Here is a 16,527-nt window from a genome sequence, read left to right as displayed (position 1 = left end):
TTTTGGCTCATGATGCATCCACTTGCGTATTGTCGGATTATGATTTAAAACCATATAGCCACTATAAGGTCAATAGAGCAGATACCATTTGTTGAGGAGACACCCGATGCGCATTGGTCAGTTGGCGCGGTCCGTAGGGGTCGACACCCAGACCATCCGTTTCTATGAGCGAGAGGGCTTGTTACCGCCGCCGGATCGTCAGGACAACGGCTATCGTATTTACACTGAACGGCATGTTGAGCGACTGGCCTTCATCCGGCGCTGCAGAATACTCGAGCTGTCACTCGCTGAAATTCACGAGTTACAGCGTTATCAGGGCGCGCCCCATCAGCCTTGCAGGGCCATCAACACCTTGCTTGATGATCACATCGCTCAAGTACGGTCTCAGATAACCGATCTGCAGGTACTGGAGAAACAACTTGTGTCGCTGCGAGCGAGTTGTAACGATGATCGGGAAATTGAGGCCTGCGGGGTTCTCGAAGGGCTCAGCGAAGGAAGCATGCAGTAGTAGCTTGAAGCATTACGCACCTGCCTTTTCAATTGCGTAAATCCAGTCAGTCCGGAACCCCTTCAATGGTGCGGGTCATCAAATCCACCATGGCCGGGCTGTCCCATTCCGCGGCACCGACCAGGCGGCCAATTTCGCGACCGTCATGATCAAGCAGCAGCGTTGTAGGAACACCTTCTATGCCCAGTGTTGAGGTCGCCAGTGTGGACGGATCAATATACTGGCGAAGATGCTGAATGCTTGTTTCCCGGTAGAATTTTTCAACAACGCTGATGCCTACGTGGTCAACGGACAGCGCGACCACTTCAAATTGCTCGCCGCCCAGTTGAGCCTGGAGTGAGTCAAGCGTCGGCATTTCCTCACGGCAGGGTGCGCACCAGGTCGCCCAGATATTGAGCAAAATCGCCTTACCCTTAAAGTCAGCCAGTGTCAGCGGCCTGCCGTCTTCGTCCTCAAAAGCCAGCTCGGGCAGAGTGCGAGGGGACTCCCAGATCAGGAAACCCTGGGGCCCCACCGACTTCGGAACCTTCCCTGCAGCCATAACTTGAGCGGCTATGGAAATAGCAAGCGCGAAAAGGACTACGGCGATTCCCCGGGCGGCAGATATGCGCTGGTGACTCATTGGACATTACTCCTGATTACAGTGGTCGGTTTGTTGCCGGCATGGTGCCCCACGCGTTACTCACTCTGTAACAGCTCTTCAATTCGCCCGTGCAGTCGGCCCCAGAACCCATCATCGGCTGCCGCGTTGGGGCCTTTGGCAATGGCCGTCAGGTAGGTCACCAGGTGTTCAGGCTTGAATTTCAATCCATGGAACCGGGCCCGCATCTGCCCTTCCGGGTCAATCACGTGGGTTACCACACCATGGACCTGTACACCCTCACCCGTATCCCTGAACTGAACGCCGTAGGCTTTAGCAAGTTCTGGTGTCAGTTCAGGTGGTTCCATCCTGGCTCGGTAGAGGAATTGCCAGTTGCGGGGATTCAGATCGAAATTCTCGCCGTAGGCACGCATGTTTCTCCGGGTGCCTGCAACATCTTCCCGGTCCGTGGCAATGGTGATGAACACCACCTCTTCACTCAGCCCTTCTTCTTCAACCCCGGTTTGCAACTGCCGGATCAGGTTCATATGCAAAGGGCAGGCCTCGGTACAGCGCGTGTAGAGAAAGTTAAGCACAACGGTTTTGCCGTTTAAGTCGGCAAGGGCAAGGGTATTGCCATCAACGCCTGTAAGATCAAATTCAGGGGCCGGCTGATCCACAAACTGGGCATACCGCTCTTTCTCGTTCAACGAGGCCTCCACATCTTCCATGGAATGGGCCATGGCATTGGTGCTGACCTGGGCAACCATGGCAATCAGCAATTCTGAATACACTGTTCACAGTCATTCTCCATTTGAGTTGTTTTCCGAAGGGAGTCCCGGTTTATTGTGGCTTGATATCGTCCAGATTCAGCGCAACGGGCAGGTCAGCTGGTGCCAGGCAAACGCCCTCGTCACTGCAGGCCTGTACCCGTACCGTCATGTCTAGCTTGCCTGCCTCTTTCAGCGCGGCGGTCTGTTTTTCATCTGGCAGCAGCCGGATGCTCGCACCGTCGTCGTACACCTCCAGGGCGGTGTCACCCAGCACAATGTCACTGACCCGGCCGCGCGGGTAATCCGTCGGAATATCGAGCGACTGGCCGCCAGCCGAAGACTTGGCGACGGTGGGGATCAGAAACTCCATGGAGGCTGGATTCGCATTCACGTGCCAGCCCGGTTCAATGTCCAGTGTCAGAACGATTTCACCGGTCTCCCCTATCAGGGCTTTGCCGCCTTCCGCAAGCTTGAGGCGGACCTTATCGGAAGAATCTGCCAACCCCGTGCGGGCAACTGGCGCCTGGGGGTCGGAACTGGCTTGTTCAGACTGGGCTGAGCCAGGAGCCTTTCCGGAATTGGTGCCGATCAACATGAACGCCGCGATCGCGATCAGAAAAACCGCTACGCCGGTCAGCAATACTTTGGTTCGGGTTGTCATGGTTCATCTCCAGTATCTAGCGTTGTGAATTCTCGGTACGGTTGATCGCCTCGACCAGGCTGTCGGTATCAAAGAGCCCCGTGAAACGGGCGACAGCGGTGCCGTCAGCGTCAAAAATCGCCGCAAAAGGCAAAGCTTGCCCTCCCGTTGCTGTTAACAATGCGTCTTTTTCGGGATCGCTTGCTGTCACGTCCACCTGAATCGGCACCATGCCGGCTCGCTCCACGGCTTCGGCCACAGCGGGCTCTTTATACACGGTGCGCTCCAGGACTTTGCAGTTGATGCACCAGTCCGCAGTGAACTCCAGCAAATACGGTGTGCCACGGGCTTTTGTGTCCGCCAGGAGTTCTGCTGAGTAGGGTTGCCAGACAAGCTCGTCTTCGCCGCTGCCCAACGGAGATGCGAATACCACTGTCACCACCAAGGCAAGGCCTGTCGCCGTTGCAGTGATCACGCGCACGGCACCGTTCCCCTGAACGAAGCGGCGGAGACCCCAGACCAGCACCAGCGCCAGCCAGGCCCACCACAGCCAGGGGTATACCGCTTTGGGCACCAGGCTCGCGCTGAAAAAGACGGCGGCGGCCAGCAATATCAGCGCGAGCACTTCACGAATGGCTACGGTCCAGGGGCCCGCCTTGGGCAAACGACTCAGCCACTCGGGCCTGAGCATCAGTACCGCATAGGGCAACGACAGCCCCAGCCCGATACTGCCGAATATCCCCATGATGACCGGCGCCGGCTGGGTAACGGCAAAGGCCAGTACGCCCCCCAAGAAAGGGCCTGCGCAGGGCGCGGCCAGGATCGCACTCAACAGCCCGGATACATAGGCTTCAAAGTAACGCCGGCCATGCGCCGAGGCGGCGAATGTCGGGACGGGGATGGGCAGATCGAGCCAGGTAATCACCGCAAACCCGACCATCAACGCAACCAGGACGGCCACGAATAGCGTCAACTGGAACAACGTGCCCCAGTTCCACTGCAGCAGTGCGGTCAGGCCGCCCAGCGTCAGGAAAAAGGTGAGTGTTCCGGCCGTGAATGCCAACGCGGCCAGCACCCGATGGGACCTCTGGCCTCCCGCCTCCCGCAGGATGGTCCGGACCTTGATGGGAATCGCGGGCAGCACGCAGGGCGTCAGGTTCAGCAGTAGACCTGCGATAACCGCCATCATGATCTGGCCGGCAATGAGTAATGAGGGCAACTGATCCATTACTCCGTGACTCCCAGCATCCTGCCGAGCGCTTCCTGGCTGGGCACACCAGTCTGGCCCCGCCATTGTCCGCTCGAATCCTTGTACAGCAGCCCTGGCGTCCCGCTGAAACCCGAAAGCTTATGGCAGAGCACGGTCATGCCGCGCACCAGGTATTCCAGATAGAATGACATCACAGATACGTTCCCGTTTTCATGTATTCATCAGTCGATAAAATCACCAGCAAAGCTGCCTACGTGGTGGTCTACCGCGCAAGGCCAAACGACAGGCACTCGAAGCGAAAGCCTCTGGTAATCAAAGGTTCAGGACACTGTTGAATACTTGGGAGGAAAAGGGTCTGGGCCAGAAAGTACACGGCCGGAATGAGAATAATAGCCTTTCGGGCAGGGGGAAGATAACAGCACTACCGAGTCTCTAATTGCAGATTTCCCGACATGGGACGTTGAACACGGGCTACTGCAGCTGCCCTCGGCATTGAGCCCGGCGCAGTCATGCATCACCTGGGTGTCTGGCAACATGACACAAGCCTCGGCCATGGGTTCCGCCTCAAAAGAGGTCGCGGCAACTCCCTGTGCAACGGGGAGAAGAGCCACGAGCAGTAGTACTGCCAGTCCCATAAGCCGTGTGGTCATCGCACTGATATCCTGATTACAGAACAGCTAAAACATCTTCCGCGTGGGAAGATAATCGTCCACTTTAACCTACATTGACGGAGGTGCAAACAGACACGCTCCATCACCGTATCCGCCAATGCGGCTACCAGAGTAAGATGTTGGCGGCGCACATAAGTTCCTCAGAAGCTTGGGTGTGGGGACTATCCGGGGATAAAACATCCGCTCTCCCTCGAGTCCTCAGTCGAGTGAAAATCATGTTCTTTCACGTTGATCGTTTCCCCCATTGCCCCCTCATGCAATGATGCAATCAATGGGCACGTAATATTGTCCGGATGGGCATGGCACTGCTCAACCATCTCGCCCAGTACCTTCTCGATTCTCCCCAGTTGGTCGATTTTCTCACGCACGTCCCGCAACTTGTGCTCGGCCAGAGCGCTGGCCTCCTGGCAGTGAGCGCCATCTTCAAGTTGTAGCAGGTCACTGATTTCGACAAGACTGAAGCCCAGCTGCTGAGCCGTTTTCACGAACATTAACCGCTCGATATCAGCTGGACCATAGCGCCTAATACCACCTGGAGGACGTTCCGGCTCCGGTACTAGACGTCGCCGCTGGTAATAGCGGATTGTCTCGACATGGACGTTGGCAGCCTTCGCCAGGCCACCGATGGTCAATGAATTCGCTTTATCCGGCATACCCCTTGACTCCGTAGCTGACTACGGAAGTAATCTTATCTCATCGAATGAAACCATGAAAGGTGTCAGCGTTATGTCGAATTCCAAATCGGGGCGTGTCCCCTTGGCTGCGGGAGGTATTGCGGGCCTTTTGGCTTCGGCCTGCTGTCTCGGACCGCTGGTACTTGTCGCGCTGGGTGTCTCCGGTGCCTGGATGGGCAACCTCACGGCTCTTGAACCTTACCGCCCGATTTTCATCGGCGTTGCATTGGTGGCCATGTTCTTCGCCTGGCGTCGAATCTTCCGGCCAGTGGAACAGTGTCAACCCGGTGAAGTGTGTGCCGTACCACGGGTGCGAACGACTTATAAGGTGATCTTTTGGGCAGTAACGGCACTGATACTGGTCGCCCTGTTGTTTCCCTATACCCTTCCTCTGTTTTATTGAAAGGAGATTGTCCCATGAAAATGCGCTTTGCCATGACGTTGCTTTTCGCCCTGCTCAGCATGCCCTCTTGGGCCGCCATGCAGACAGTGACGCTTTCGGTTCCGGGGATGACCTGTTCCGCATGCCCCATTACCATCAAGCTGGCCTTGAACAAGGTGGACGGTGTTTCACAAGTCGACGTGAGCTATCCGGATCGAGAAGCCATGATTACCTTTGACGACACACGAACATCGGTGGAAGCCTTAACCCAGGCAACGGGCGATGTCGGCTATCCCTCCACCCTGAAATCCCTGGAAACGGACAGTAAGTGAGTTGTGATAAAGGACTCCAGGCGCCCTCTGTTACACGCGACTCGGCGCCTGCCGTGACAATGCCCCAGTAATTCAAGGAACTCGGAATGAATAGTGACAAAAACCTGCATATCGCTGTGATTGGTAGCGGCGGCGCAGCCATGGCGGCTGCCCTGAAGGCCGCGGAGCGTGGCGCCCGCATCACCCTGATCGAGCGCGGCATTATTGGTGGTACCTGCGTGAATACCGGCTGCGTGCCGTCGAAAATCATGATTCGTGCCGCGCATATCGCGCATCTGCGCACGGAGAGCCCATTTGACGGGGGCGTCAGCGCCCAGATACCGAAGGTGGACCGGGCGAAACTGCTTCAGCAACAGCAGACGCGTGTCGAGGAACTGCGCGACGCCAAGTACGAAGGGATTCTGCGCGACCAGACGGCAATCACGGTCCTGAACGGTGAAGCCCGGTTTGTCGATGGCAATAACCTGGTGGTCCAGTTGAACGAGGGCGGCGAGCAGAACGTCCATTTCGATCGCGCCTTTATTGGCACTGGCGCCCGCCCCGCAGAGCCGTCGATACCGGGGCTGGCTGAGACGCCTTATCTCACCTCCACCAGTGCGCTGGCATTAATTACTGTGCCTGAACGGCTGATCGTTATCGGCGCCGGTTTTGTTGCCCTGGAATTGGCTCAGGCGTTCGCCCGGCTGGATAGCAAGGTCACCGTGTTGGCCCGCAGCCGCCTGCTATCCGGTGAAGAACCCGCCATCGGTGAGGCCATAGAGGCGGCGTTCAGGCGCGAGGGCATCGAGGTGCTCAAGCAGACCCAGGCCAGCCGTGTGGACTATACCGACAATGAATTCGTTATAGAGACCAATGCCGGTACCTTACGAGCTGATCAACTGCTGGTGGCGACCGGCCGGATACCCAATACCGAAAACCTGAACCTGGCGGGCATCGGTGTGGAAACCTCCCGTGGCGCGATTCAGGTGGATGGGCAACTGCAAACCACGGTCCCCGGTGTCTATGCCGCCGGTGACTGCACCGATCAGCCGCAGTTTGTCTACGTCGCCGCTGCCGGGGGCAGCCGGGCTGCGGTCAACATGACGGGAGGCGAGGCCACCCTGGATCTCAGCGCCATGCCGGGGGTGATGTTTACCGACCCTCAGGTCGCCACAGTTGGCCTGACAGAGGCCGAAGCGCTCAAGCAGGGCTACAATGTGGACACCCGTCTGCTGGATCTGGAAAACGTGCCGCGAGCGCTGGTGAATTTCGACACCCATGGCTTTATTAAGATGGTGGCCGAGCGCGATTCGGGACGCTTGCTGGGGGTGCAGGCGGTAGCCGTGGAAGCCGGTGAACTGATCCAGACGGCAGTCATTGCACTTCGGTCACGGATGACCGTGCAGGACATCGGCGATGAACTGTTTCCTTATCTGACCATGGTGGAAGGCCTCAAGCTCTGCGCGCAAACCTTCACCAAAGACGTGAAACAGCTGTCCTGCTGTGCGGGATGAGTATTTGCCAAGGCGCCTTCAACCCAACCTCTATCATGCAAGTTCGGACGCTTTCTGGTGCCTTAGGCGAGCCATGAGCAGCTTGGCAACAATCGGTAACAGGGTAATGCCACTGACCAGGATCAGAAGCCCGGTCACCACCCCGGACTCAGATGCCATGAGCAAGCCACCAAACGCTGTGATCAAATACGCTGTCGGAATAACACCGGCCAGAGTTGCGACCACGAATCGCCAGAACGCGATCGGTGTCAGGCCGGCTGCATAGCTGACGGCATCGAAGGAGATAAAGGGCACCAATCGCGACGCAAAAATGACAAGCATCAACCCGCCCTGGGAGCGGTCCTTGCCCAGCCAATTCAATACCGGACGTACCCGCCTCCAGCGATGGATAACGTCGTACCCCAAGGATCGAGCAATGGCGAAAGCGATCAGTGCGCCGGCCTCAGCACCGATAACTACGATGACTGTTCCCCATAGCGATCCATAGGCCGTACCGGCAACCATGGCGATCGGGGCGCTGGGGATCGGGCTCAGGACAATGGCCGTGATCATCAGGCCAATGATACCCACCGGCCCCCAATACCCCAGTTGGTCAATCCATTCCGACAAGGCCGCCTTGTTGGTCACGGTGGTCAATGCTCCGGTCTCCAGCATGACCCAATAGATCGCAGCCAGTGCAACCAGCAAGAGCAGAACCCCGACTACTTTTGCTTTTGCGTTCGGTCTAACTCCCATGCCTGCCATGGGTACCCGATGAAATTCATGGTTCAGGGTGGTAGTCATAGTCTCCTCTGGCGTTCTTACTCGCGCGTCCAGAATCGTCCCTGTTTTTCGAAAACAGGTACTTGCCGAGGGCTGCGACGCCAAGTACCAAGGCGACGATGAGCAAAAGGGATATCAACCCCCTTCCCGCCATTCCAAACATGCATGCCTCATTCGTCATCATGTCAATCTCCTGATTCTGTGTGTGCCAGGCCTCTTACGAGACACTGGCCTGTGCGGCTCCGCTTTCGCTGATACTGCTCTCCACGGAGCTTCCGCTATCGGATTTGAACCGGCCCAGTCGGAGGGAATTGGTCACCACAAACACACTGGAAAGGCTCATGGCACCCGCAGCCAGCATGGGGTTGAGCAGATAACCGGTAAACGGGAACAGAACACCCGCGGCCACGGGGATCAGTGCCAGGTTGTATCCGTAGGCCCAGACAAAATTGCCAAGAATCGTTTTGCGGGTGCGCCGGGAGAGCGCTGCAGCATCCACGATGCCCCGGAGGTCGCCGCGCATCAGAACCACGTCGCCGGCCTCGATGGCAATGTCGGTACCGGTGCCGATGGCGATACCCACATCGGCTTGCGCCAGGGCCGGTGCGTCATTGATACCGTCACCCACAAAAGCAACCCGGGCACCTTCCTCTTGCAGGCGCTTCACTTCGGACGCTTTCTGGTCCGGCAATACCTCCGCAAGCACCCGTTCGATACCGGCTTGCCGCGCAATCGCCTCGGCGGTGGCGCGGTTGTCACCGGTGAGCATGGCCACGCTGAGCCCTGATGACTTGAGCGCAGCAATCGCTTCCACCGAGCCGTTCTTGAGCGGATCGGCCACGGCAATCAGCGCGGCGAGGCGTCCGTCGACGGCAACATACAGCGGGGATTTGGCTTTTTCAGCAAGTGACACCGCATCGTCGGCGACGCTGGCCAGGTCGATACCGAGGCGGCGCATATAACGGTCCGCGCCCACATTGATCCGGCGTCCGGCCACCTGTGCCTGGATGCCGTAGCCCGGCTCCGCCTGGAATTCACTGATCGCGGGTAACGTGAGGCCCCGATCCCTTGCGCCCTTGACGATGGCTTCCCCGATGGGATGTTCACTTTCGGTCTCCACAGCCGCAACCCAGGCCAGGACCTCATCCTCGCGGCCTTCCACCAGTATGAAATCTGTCAGCTCAGGCTGGCCCCGAGTCAGGGTGCCGGTTTTATCGAGGACGATGGTGTCCATCCGAGACAGTGTCTCCAGGGCCGCGCCTTTGCGGAACAGCACGCCCATTTCGGCGCCCTTACCGGTTCCGACCATAATGGCTGTTGGCGTAGCCAGTCCCATCGCGCAGGGACAAGCAATCAGCAGTACGCTGACCGTCGTGACGAAGGCAAAGGACAGGGCCGGCTCGGGCCCGAAGCTGAACCAGGTGATGAACGTCAGAATCGCGAGCACAATCACAATGGGAACGAAAATTCCCGCTATCTTGTCGGCCAGCGCCTGAATCGGGGGTTTATCAGCCTGGGCCGATTCCACCATTCTGATGATCTGTGCCAGAACGGTGTCCGCACCGACCCTCGTAGCCCGGAACGTCAGGGAACCGTTCTTATTAATGGTTCCACCCACCAGCTCGGCGTCTTTCTGTTTGGCCACGGGAACGGGCTCGCCGCTGATCATGGACTCGTCCACGTAGGATTGGCCTTCCTCCACCACGCCATCAACAGGAACCCGCTCTCCCGGGCGCACCTGGATACGGTCACCAGGTACCACGGCTTCGATGGGCACTTCGACGGCTTCCCCATCCCGAATGACACGGGCGGTCTTGGCCTGCAATTGCAGAAGTTTTTTGATTGCCTCCGACGTCCGGCCTTTGGCGACGTGCTCAAAGTAGCGTCCCAGCAGAATGAGCGTCACGATTACTGCCGCTGCCTCGAAATAGCTTTCGGCGGTACCGGCGGGAAAGAATCCTGGAACCAGCAGTGCTGCGACGGAGTAGAAATAGGCAGCGCTGGTGCCGATCATAACCAGGCTGTTCATGCCAGGATTGGCATGGCGCAATTCAGTGTACCCGGACCGGAAAAACCTCAGTCCGGCATAAAACAACACCGGCGTGGTTAGTAGCCACTCAATTGCCATCCATCCCCGATGGGGTAAGACACTGACATATAGAGCCTCAAGAGCAGGGATCATTTTACCCATGGCAATCAGAACAATCGGGATAGTCAGCGCCGCAGCGAAGAGCACTTTCCGGCGGAGGTCGATGCCCTCCCTGTCCTGCTCTTCCGTTTCGCTATTGGCGTCCGGCTCCTGAGGTTCATACCCTGCGTCGCGGATAGCCTGATGAATTTGCGGCACTGACAGGGTGTCAGACAGGAACTCCACAAACGCTTTCCGGGTAGTCAGATTGACACTGGCCTTAACCATGCCGGGTTGCTTGTTCAATGACTGCTCAATCCGGGATACGCAGGAGCCGCAGCTCATGCCGACGACCGGAATCTCAGCCGACTGTAGCCGTGGCTGGTAGCCCGCCTCCTTAATCGAGTCGATTAGCATGGCCGGCGTGGTAGGCTGGTCAAATTCCACGGTGGCTTTTCCGGTCGCCAGATTCACCTGGGCTTCCGCAACGCCGGGCTCACCCATGAGCGCCTTTTCAATCCGCCCGACGCACGAAGCGCAAGACTTTCCATCAACACGAATCTCTATTCGTTGCATACCCGTTTGGCTCCTCGGCACAGCTAACTCCGTGCCTTTAATCAGTTCATTCGCAGGCAACTGGCAGCGTCACCCTCGCTGGGCTATGGCTTCGACAATCGGGCAGCCGTCCATGGGTCCTTCACCGGAGCATTCCTCCAGGGTTTCCGACAGGACGGCCTCAATGCGGGACAGGCTCTGAATCTGATGCCGGATTTTTTCCAGTTGCTTCTTTGCAATTCGCTTGGCCTCGGCGCGGTCGCCATTGGCGTCCTGAAGCATCAGGAGTTCGCGAATCTCATCAAGGGTGAAACCCCATTGCTTGGCGTGGATGATGAATTGCAGCCTGGCGATCGCATCCTCGGGGTAACGACGATAATTCGATTGGGTTCGGGCAGGCTCTGGCATGAGATTTTCCCGCTCGTAAAAGCGAATGGCATGGCTGGCCACGCCGCTTTTTTCAGAGAGTTCGCCGATATTGAACGTTTTCATTCCTGCACCTCAAAACGAGTGGTCAATGACTTATCCTAACCATAACCTTAAAGTAAACTTTAAGGTCAAGGTATTTTTCATGCATTGTCAGATCGGGGGCGATGCACCAAACTGGGCCAAGGTCCCCCGTTTTGAGTCAAGTGGGGCGAAAAGACGGAGACACTGTAATGAAGGGTTTTGAAAGGCTGGTTACGCTGATGTTAGGACTTTTCCCGTCCCTTTTCGCATTCGCTGATGGGCCCGGGCGCCCCCAGTGAAGTGTGGCGCTACAGGGCGGAATTGCTGAAAGGTCCAAAAAACACAGTCTCCGAAAATCCGGACAGTTACCTCGGCCCAACGATCCGGCTACGCCGCGGCCAAACCGTCAAAATCCATATTCACAATGAGCTGCCAGAGGACACCACCGTCCACTGGCACGGACTTCACGTGCCGTCCGACGTAGACGGACAGCCAAGACTACCGATCCGCCCAGGCGAGACAATGACTGTTGGCTTCGAGGTATTGGACCGGGCCGGACTGTTCTGGTACCACTCTCATGCCCACGGCAAGCAAGGTGGTCGCGTAGGATTTCAAAGTCACGCAGGGTTGGCCGGACTCCTGATCGTTGAAGACGAGGAAGAAGCGGACCTCAAATTGCCGTCGGGCGATAACGAGCTGCTGCTGGTGCTTCAGGACCGCACCTTTGCTGGTAACAATGAACTGGTTTACATGGGCCGTGGCATGGGGTCCATGATGGACCGTATGCACGGTTTTCTGGGGGATAGAGTGCTGGCTAACGGGGCGCCTCCAACCACCCGCAAGGTTGCCACCCGCCCCTACAGAATTCGAGTCCTCAATGGGTCCAACGCCCGCATCTACAAACTGGCCTGGAGCGACGGGCGACCTGTCACCGTTATCGGTGCAGACGGCGGCCTTCTTCAGGAACCGGAAGACAGGCCTTACGCCGTGCTGGCTCCGGCTCAGCGGCTTGATATATGGGTCGATCTTTCCGAGTTCCAGCCGGGTGATACGCTGGAGCTTATCAGTGACCGTTTCCGGGCAGGCATGATGAGCGGAGGTATGATGGACGGAATGGGCATGATGGGCAGCAACGCCCTGCCCCTTGGCAGCCGATTCCCCTTGGCCAGGCTGGAGGTGTCCAAGTCATTAAAGGCCAGCGAACCTTTACCGGCACAGCTAGGTGTGCAGCGGCAAAAAATACCGGTAAACAGCAATACGCGAATCCGGTCGTTCGAGTTAAGCCCGGTGATGATGCGGGGATTTGCCATGAATGGCCGGCGGTTTGACGGAACGAATGTTGCTGATGACGAAAAAGTCCGCCTTGGTGACACGGAAATCTGGGAATTCCACAACAGCACACCGATGCCTCACCCGATGCATATTCATGGCTTGCAATTCAACGTTGTAGGGCGACGAGGCGGCAACTCGGACAGTCTACAGCAGGGCCTGGTAGACAGTGGCTGGCACGACACGGTTCTGGTTATGCCTCGTGAAACGGTTCAGGTGGCGATGAAATTCGAGCGCTTTGACGGCCTTTACATCTACCACTGTCATAACATGGAACATGAGGATGCAGGGATGATGCGCTATTTTCAGGTGCAAAGCTAAGCGCTACCAGTCTCCTTGGTCTGCTCAACCGTTGTCACCGAGCCCGAATATCACCAGCTGTTCCCAGCCAAAGGTGAGTCCCGCGATGACCCCGAAGGCGCCAAACAACCACCAACGCCGTGGCCCTGTCAGCAAACCCACCGGTCCTCCTCTCATTATCGTCCCTCATTTTTACCGTGGTTGTTGGTTGCTCATTTTCACCGCTTATGCGGTAAACAGTTGCAGTTGAGCATTTTTGAGAAAATAACGTTGAAGCACGGTTTAAGGTCAAGACTTTTGTCAGAATGGTCAAAGTGAATTCACCTTGAGCCTTTGGATATCGATGGCGTTGTGTCATTGAAATAAAAACTGCTAGGATTTGGTGAACTGAAAGTCGAGCTGTGTGTCACAGCGTTGAACCTTTACAGCTTGGTGCTTGGAATCAGGATGACCGCAACAACCCGCCAATTTATTTCCGCGCTGCTATCACTGCTTCTGGTGATAAGCGGACCGGCATTGGCTATGTCCAAAATAGCGGACAGCGACGCGGACACTGCGATGCCGGATTGTGGTTCCATGATGATGGCTCAGGCTGAGAGCGCCGGCTCCTCAACAGACACTGAAGCGGATTGTGCCTCAGCCCCTGACATGGCCTGCCCGAGCGCCAGTGGGCTGATCAAATGCGGGGTCAGCGTCAGCGTTGCCCTGTTACCGGGGGATTCCATCGGTTTTACCGATACGGGCTCCCACCCGGTATTGACCGCACGATCAACCTTCTACCAGGATCCGTTCCTGGCTTCTATTACGCCCCCTCCAGAACACCACTCCTGAGTTTTAACCCGGATTTTTGCCTCTAGGAGGCAAGCTCTTTAACGTTAATTCTTACAACAAAGTCTCGTACTTCCGTCCATCCGTAACGAGACTTTAACTGGAGTAAATCAAATGCGTAATTCAAAAATCAACCTCACCGTAACCGCCGCCGTTCTGGCAGGCAGTGTTGCCCTCTTCTCTGCCGTTGCCCACGGCGAAGGAGCCGGCATGATGGCCGGACATTCCGAGCAAAATGGCATGATGTCCTCGCAAGGCATGGAGGGTATGGGCGGCATGATGGGGATGATGTCCGATATGTCCCCAGAAGACCGCAAAGCCATGACCGAAGCGTGCATGAAGATGATGCAGGCTCATGGTGGCGATGGCATGAAAGACAAAGACACCGGCACCAAATAACCATTTGGACACCCTCATGAACTGAAGCTATGGGCCGGGGACGCATGTGCATCCCCGCGCCCTGCACTACATGTAAGCGATTCCAACCGAGGATTTTCCATGAAGACCATGAAACTCGCCCTTTATACGGGTATAGCCGCTGTCGTTATCGGCGCTGGCACCACCTTGGCCATCCAGACCAACGAATCTGACCAGTCATCGGTTGCGCAAGCCGAGAGTGGAAAGACAGGTCAGGCCATCACCATTTACAAAAGCCCCAATTGCGGTTGCTGCCAGGACTGGGCCGAGCACCTCGCGGCCAATGGCTTTGAGACCCGCATCGTTGAAACCAACAACCTTAATGAAATCAAGCAAAAGTACGACGTACCCCGAGATATGGCGTCCTGCCACACTGCGCTGATCGGAAACCTGGTGATTGAGGGCCATGTGCCGGCCAATGACATCGTCGCCTACCTTGAGGACCCGCAGTTCAATACGATTGGGCTATCAGTGCCGGGCATGCCCCATGGCACCCCCGGCATGGAAACCGGCCGGAAGGACGATTATCAGGTCATCGCTTTTAACGCCAATGGCAAGCAGGGTGTTTTCCGTGAACACAAGGATTACTGAGGTCAGCCCCATGAAAGCGAAGGTTTACCGCCTGAATTCTGGCGTTTCCAGGCTTTTCCTGTTCGCGTTGATTGCCGTCATGCCGGGCCTGGTTCAAGCCCAGTCTGCGACTGATGGCCAAGCAGTGAAGGCGCTGACGACTGACGCCTCCGGCGCCCTACTGGTGCTTCGGAATAGCGGCCTGCTTGCCGTGGAAGGCCAGAGCACTACCGAGATCCCGCTGCCACCGTCCGATTCCGGCGCTCCCCCTCGGTCCATGGCAAAGGGCGCGGACGAAAGTCTGTACCTGGCAGGGCCTGGCCTTGGTATCTGGCGCTATGACAACGCCAGCAAGCGCTGGCAATCCCTCAATGACACCCTGCCGGATCTCGGAATCACGGCGATTGCCGCCCACGCCACCCAAGCCGAAACGCTTTACGTCTATCTCGGTGACGGTGGCATGTTCCGATCCAGGGACGGCGGTGCCGAATGGGTGAAGGTAGACAGTGGCCCCCGGGAGCCGGTGCAGGCATTCCTGCACTCGGATATGCCGGGCAGTATGGAAAGTGGCTGGCTGTTCGCTGGCACCACCCGCGGCGTTGCCCGCTCCATGGACTGTTTCTGCTTCTGGGGCGATGCCGGCGAATTACGAGGGACTGTGACTGCTATTGATTACGATCCTTCTGCCCCGGAGAACGTCTACGCCGTGATCGAGGGGCAACTTCACCACAGTTCGGACGGTGGCGAAACCTGGGCTGGCCTTAAGATACCCGAGCCAGTCACCGCTCTGACATTCTCACTCAAGGAAGGACTCGTGGTGGGCACAGAGGATGGAGATCTGCTTTCGCAGAACGCCTCTGGCGAATGGGTACCTGTTCATGAATAAGTGGTCTTTCCCGCTGGTCTTGCTCGTTGCCCCGGCCCTTGTGGTGGCGGGGGGCGCGCCACCAAACAGTGACAGTGGGCCGACCGAGGTGGCCGAGGGTCGCCAGATTTACGAGCAATACTGCGCCGCCTGCCACGGATGGCAGGGCGAGGGTGCTGCCGACTGGACCAAACCGGATGAGAAAGGCGAAATGCCCCCGCCACCGCACGATGAGACAGGCCACACCTGGCGCCACAGCGATGCCATGTTGTTCAGGATGATTGCCGAGGGCTGGCGACATCCCTTCAATAAAACGGATAGGCTGACGATGCCGGCGTTCAAGGACATCCTCACCGACCAGGAAATTCAGTTGGTGATCGAGTACCTGAAAACGCTATGGACGGAAGACCAGCGCCGTTATCAACGGAGCGAAAGTCAGGACGTTAATTAGGCTGAGGGTCCTTCCTGATTTCTCACGGACACCAGACAACACTCACGCTAGATCTCGGGTAACTCGAAAATGTCGTTGAATCAGCACTTCAAGAAATGGTCATGGTTATTCGGTATCGCCGGTTTCAGTCTGATGGTCGCTGCAATTTTCGTGCTGCCGCAGTACCTGAAGCCAGATCTGGATGCCGGTGTCACTTTTTACGCCACCGAGGGATGCGCACCTTTCAAGGGTCAGTGTATCGGGCGAAAGGACAATCAAGCCATCACAGTCGGTTTAGGTAATGAAGCCATCGAATCTATGACAGAAATTCCCATTCGTGTGCATCTCGCTAACATGACAGCAGACTCCCTAATCGTCGATTTTGAAGGGCTTGAAATGTACATGGGCGTGGTCCGCACCCAGCTGGTACCGAATGCCCAGGGCGTCTACCAGGGAACCTTTACCCTGCCGGAGTGCGGTACAGGCAAAATGCTATGGCGGGCACGGGCCATTATCAATAACGGCAGGTCCAGGGAAGGCATCAAATTCGATTTCTGGGCAATTTGACAGACTCACCGAACTTGGAGGGCTAAATGCCTGATCTTGCAACCTGGGGAATTGCCGCCGCGT

General features: G+C 57.1%; 22 protein-coding genes. 11 read left to right on the top strand and 11 right to left on the bottom strand.

Annotated features, from left to right (window positions below; translation table 11 throughout):
- Positions 1-106 precede the first annotated feature (106 nt).
- Positions 107-508, top strand: coding sequence for a Cd(II)/Pb(II)-responsive transcriptional regulator (gene cadR, locus AC13DD_RS00755; protein ID WP_008173755.1), 402 nt, complete (start codon positions 107-109; stop codon positions 506-508).
- Between the two features lie 46 nt (positions 509-554).
- Here the strand turns inward: cadR and AC13DD_RS00750 are convergent, their stop codons facing one another.
- From AC13DD_RS00750 to merR, 6 genes are all read right to left on the bottom strand, one after another.
- Positions 555-1,130, bottom strand: a complete 576-nt coding sequence (locus AC13DD_RS00750; protein ID WP_011784892.1) for a TlpA family protein disulfide reductase — start codon at positions 1,128-1,130, stop codon at positions 555-557.
- 56 nt (positions 1,131-1,186) lie between these two features.
- Entirely contained in the window at positions 1,187-1,882 is a 696-nt protein-coding gene (locus AC13DD_RS00745; RefSeq protein WP_011784891.1) for an SCO family protein, read from the bottom strand.
- A gap of 49 nt (positions 1,883-1,931) precedes the next feature.
- Positions 1,932-2,522 (bottom strand): protein-disulfide reductase DsbD domain-containing protein, encoded by a 591-nt coding sequence (locus AC13DD_RS00740; RefSeq protein ID WP_482930703.1) that lies wholly within the window; start codon positions 2,520-2,522, stop codon positions 1,932-1,934.
- Positions 2,523-2,538: 16 nt separating this feature from the next.
- Positions 2,539-3,729, bottom strand: coding sequence for a protein-disulfide reductase DsbD family protein (locus AC13DD_RS00735; RefSeq protein ID WP_482930702.1), 1,191 nt, complete (start codon positions 3,727-3,729; stop codon positions 2,539-2,541).
- Entirely contained in the window at positions 3,729-3,902 is a 174-nt protein-coding gene (locus AC13DD_RS00730; protein WP_008173750.1) for a hypothetical protein, read from the bottom strand. The genes AC13DD_RS00735 and AC13DD_RS00730 overlap by 1 nt, the downstream gene beginning before the upstream one ends.
- 641 nt (positions 3,903-4,543) lie before the next feature.
- Complete coding sequence (gene merR, locus AC13DD_RS00725) at positions 4,544-5,035, bottom strand: Hg(II)-responsive transcriptional regulator (protein WP_053112798.1); 492 nt, start codon at positions 5,033-5,035, stop codon at positions 4,544-4,546.
- A gap of 73 nt (positions 5,036-5,108) precedes the next feature.
- On the opposite strand from merR, the gene merT reads away from it, so the two are divergent.
- From merT to merA, 3 genes are all read left to right on the top strand, one after another.
- Entirely contained in the window at positions 5,109-5,459 is a 351-nt protein-coding gene (gene merT / locus AC13DD_RS00720; RefSeq protein WP_482930701.1) for a mercuric ion transporter MerT, read from the top strand.
- Positions 5,460-5,473: 14 nt separating this feature from the next.
- Positions 5,474-5,770 (top strand): mercury resistance system periplasmic binding protein MerP, encoded by a 297-nt coding sequence (merP, locus tag AC13DD_RS00715; protein WP_008173740.1) that lies wholly within the window; start codon positions 5,474-5,476, stop codon positions 5,768-5,770.
- Between the two features lie 86 nt (positions 5,771-5,856).
- The gene (gene merA, locus AC13DD_RS00710; protein WP_482930700.1) at positions 5,857-7,263 is read left to right on the top strand and encodes a mercury(II) reductase; all 1,407 of its coding nucleotides are present in this window, start codon (positions 5,857-5,859) and stop codon (positions 7,261-7,263) included.
- 33 nt (positions 7,264-7,296) lie between these two features.
- On the opposite strand, the gene AC13DD_RS00705 is transcribed toward merA, so the two are convergent.
- From AC13DD_RS00705 to AC13DD_RS00690, 4 genes are all read right to left on the bottom strand, one after another.
- Entirely contained in the window at positions 7,297-8,046 is a 750-nt protein-coding gene (locus AC13DD_RS00705) for a TVP38/TMEM64 family protein (protein ID WP_008173737.1), read from the bottom strand.
- Positions 8,024-8,209, bottom strand: a complete 186-nt coding sequence (locus AC13DD_RS00700; protein WP_008173735.1) for a hypothetical protein — start codon at positions 8,207-8,209, stop codon at positions 8,024-8,026. The genes AC13DD_RS00705 and AC13DD_RS00700 overlap by 23 nt, the downstream gene beginning before the upstream one ends.
- Before the next feature lie 33 nt (positions 8,210-8,242).
- Entirely contained in the window at positions 8,243-10,729 is a 2,487-nt protein-coding gene (locus tag AC13DD_RS00695) for a heavy metal translocating P-type ATPase (protein ID WP_482930699.1), read from the bottom strand.
- Positions 10,730-10,798: 69 nt separating this feature from the next.
- Positions 10,799-11,200, bottom strand: a complete 402-nt coding sequence (locus AC13DD_RS00690; RefSeq protein WP_036206275.1) for a MerR family transcriptional regulator — start codon at positions 11,198-11,200, stop codon at positions 10,799-10,801.
- Between the two features lie 234 nt (positions 11,201-11,434).
- On the opposite strand from AC13DD_RS00690, the gene AC13DD_RS00685 reads away from it, so the two are divergent.
- Positions 11,435-12,808 (top strand): multicopper oxidase family protein, encoded by a 1,374-nt coding sequence (locus tag AC13DD_RS00685; RefSeq protein ID WP_482930698.1) that lies wholly within the window; start codon positions 11,435-11,437, stop codon positions 12,806-12,808.
- Between the two features lie 24 nt (positions 12,809-12,832).
- Here the strand turns inward: AC13DD_RS00685 and AC13DD_RS00680 are convergent, their stop codons facing one another.
- A complete protein-coding gene (locus AC13DD_RS00680) occupies positions 12,833-12,964 on the bottom strand; it encodes a hypothetical protein (protein WP_263645069.1) in 132 nt (43 codons plus the stop codon).
- Between the two features lie 270 nt (positions 12,965-13,234).
- On the opposite strand from AC13DD_RS00680, the gene AC13DD_RS00675 reads away from it, so the two are divergent.
- The 6 genes from AC13DD_RS00675 to AC13DD_RS00650 all read left to right on the top strand — a co-directional run bounded on the left by AC13DD_RS00675 (position 13,235) and on the right by AC13DD_RS00650 (position 16,464).
- The gene (locus tag AC13DD_RS00675; RefSeq protein WP_008173725.1) at positions 13,235-13,618 is read left to right on the top strand and encodes a hypothetical protein; all 384 of its coding nucleotides are present in this window, start codon (positions 13,235-13,237) and stop codon (positions 13,616-13,618) included.
- 111 nt (positions 13,619-13,729) lie between these two features.
- Positions 13,730-14,014 (top strand): hypothetical protein, encoded by a 285-nt coding sequence (locus AC13DD_RS00670; RefSeq protein ID WP_008173724.1) that lies wholly within the window; start codon positions 13,730-13,732, stop codon positions 14,012-14,014.
- A 99-nt stretch (positions 14,015-14,113) separates the two neighbouring features.
- Complete coding sequence (locus tag AC13DD_RS00665; RefSeq protein ID WP_008173723.1) at positions 14,114-14,623, top strand: DUF411 domain-containing protein; 510 nt, start codon at positions 14,114-14,116, stop codon at positions 14,621-14,623.
- A 10-nt stretch (positions 14,624-14,633) separates the two neighbouring features.
- On the top strand, positions 14,634-15,488 hold the full coding sequence (locus AC13DD_RS00660) for a WD40/YVTN/BNR-like repeat-containing protein (protein WP_008173722.1): 855 nt from the start codon (positions 14,634-14,636) through the stop codon (positions 15,486-15,488).
- Positions 15,481-15,918, top strand: coding sequence for a c-type cytochrome (locus AC13DD_RS00655; protein WP_008173721.1), 438 nt, complete (start codon positions 15,481-15,483; stop codon positions 15,916-15,918). The genes AC13DD_RS00660 and AC13DD_RS00655 overlap by 8 nt, the downstream gene beginning before the upstream one ends.
- A 69-nt stretch (positions 15,919-15,987) precedes the next feature.
- Positions 15,988-16,464, top strand: coding sequence for a hypothetical protein (locus AC13DD_RS00650; protein ID WP_008173720.1), 477 nt, complete (start codon positions 15,988-15,990; stop codon positions 16,462-16,464).
- Positions 16,465-16,527 lie beyond the last annotated feature (63 nt).

This window comes from Marinobacter sp. L-13 (assembly GCF_056857715.1).
The sequence above is the reverse complement of the archived record's forward strand: the minus strand, read 5'-3'. Positions and strand labels throughout refer to the sequence as shown.

Bases quoted from the DNA above. Each gene is read 5' to 3' on its own strand.
- AC13DD_RS00740 (WP_482930703.1), bottom strand. From the start codon at position 2,522: ATGACAACCCGAACCAAAGTATTGCTGACCGGCGTAGCGGTTTTTCTG.
- merA (WP_482930700.1), top strand. From the start codon at position 5,857: ATGAATAGTGACAAAAACCTGCATATCGCTGTGATTGGTAGCGGCGGC.
- AC13DD_RS00730 (WP_008173750.1), bottom strand. From the start codon at position 3,902: ATGTCATTCTATCTGGAATACCTGGTGCGCGGCATGACCGTGCTCTGC.
- AC13DD_RS00665 (WP_008173723.1), top strand. From the start codon at position 14,114: ATGAAGACCATGAAACTCGCCCTTTATACGGGTATAGCCGCTGTCGTT.
- AC13DD_RS00655 (WP_008173721.1), top strand. From the start codon at position 15,481: ATGAATAAGTGGTCTTTCCCGCTGGTCTTGCTCGTTGCCCCGGCCCTT.
- AC13DD_RS00650 (WP_008173720.1), top strand. From the start codon at position 15,988: ATGTCGTTGAATCAGCACTTCAAGAAATGGTCATGGTTATTCGGTATC.
- AC13DD_RS00680 (WP_263645069.1), bottom strand. From the start codon at position 12,964: ATGAGAGGAGGACCGGTGGGTTTGCTGACAGGGCCACGGCGTTGGTGG.
- AC13DD_RS00750 (WP_011784892.1), bottom strand. From the start codon at position 1,130: ATGAGTCACCAGCGCATATCTGCCGCCCGGGGAATCGCCGTAGTCCTT.
- AC13DD_RS00705 (WP_008173737.1), bottom strand. From the start codon at position 8,046: ATGACTACCACCCTGAACCATGAATTTCATCGGGTACCCATGGCAGGC.
- AC13DD_RS00735 (WP_482930702.1), bottom strand. From the start codon at position 3,729: ATGGATCAGTTGCCCTCATTACTCATTGCCGGCCAGATCATGATGGCG.
- merP (WP_008173740.1), top strand. From the start codon at position 5,474: ATGAAAATGCGCTTTGCCATGACGTTGCTTTTCGCCCTGCTCAGCATG.
- merT (WP_482930701.1), top strand. From the start codon at position 5,109: ATGTCGAATTCCAAATCGGGGCGTGTCCCCTTGGCTGCGGGAGGTATT.
- AC13DD_RS00700 (WP_008173735.1), bottom strand. From the start codon at position 8,209: ATGATGACGAATGAGGCATGCATGTTTGGAATGGCGGGAAGGGGGTTG.
- AC13DD_RS00660 (WP_008173722.1), top strand. From the start codon at position 14,634: ATGAAAGCGAAGGTTTACCGCCTGAATTCTGGCGTTTCCAGGCTTTTC.
- merR (WP_053112798.1), bottom strand. From the start codon at position 5,035: ATGCCGGATAAAGCGAATTCATTGACCATCGGTGGCCTGGCGAAGGCT.
- AC13DD_RS00695 (WP_482930699.1), bottom strand. From the start codon at position 10,729: ATGCAACGAATAGAGATTCGTGTTGATGGAAAGTCTTGCGCTTCGTGC.
- cadR (WP_008173755.1), top strand. From the start codon at position 107: ATGCGCATTGGTCAGTTGGCGCGGTCCGTAGGGGTCGACACCCAGACC.
- AC13DD_RS00685 (WP_482930698.1), top strand. From the start codon at position 11,435: ATGGGCCCGGGCGCCCCCAGTGAAGTGTGGCGCTACAGGGCGGAATTG.
- AC13DD_RS00675 (WP_008173725.1), top strand. From the start codon at position 13,235: ATGACCGCAACAACCCGCCAATTTATTTCCGCGCTGCTATCACTGCTT.
- AC13DD_RS00690 (WP_036206275.1), bottom strand. From the start codon at position 11,200: ATGAAAACGTTCAATATCGGCGAACTCTCTGAAAAAAGCGGCGTGGCC.
- AC13DD_RS00670 (WP_008173724.1), top strand. From the start codon at position 13,730: ATGCGTAATTCAAAAATCAACCTCACCGTAACCGCCGCCGTTCTGGCA.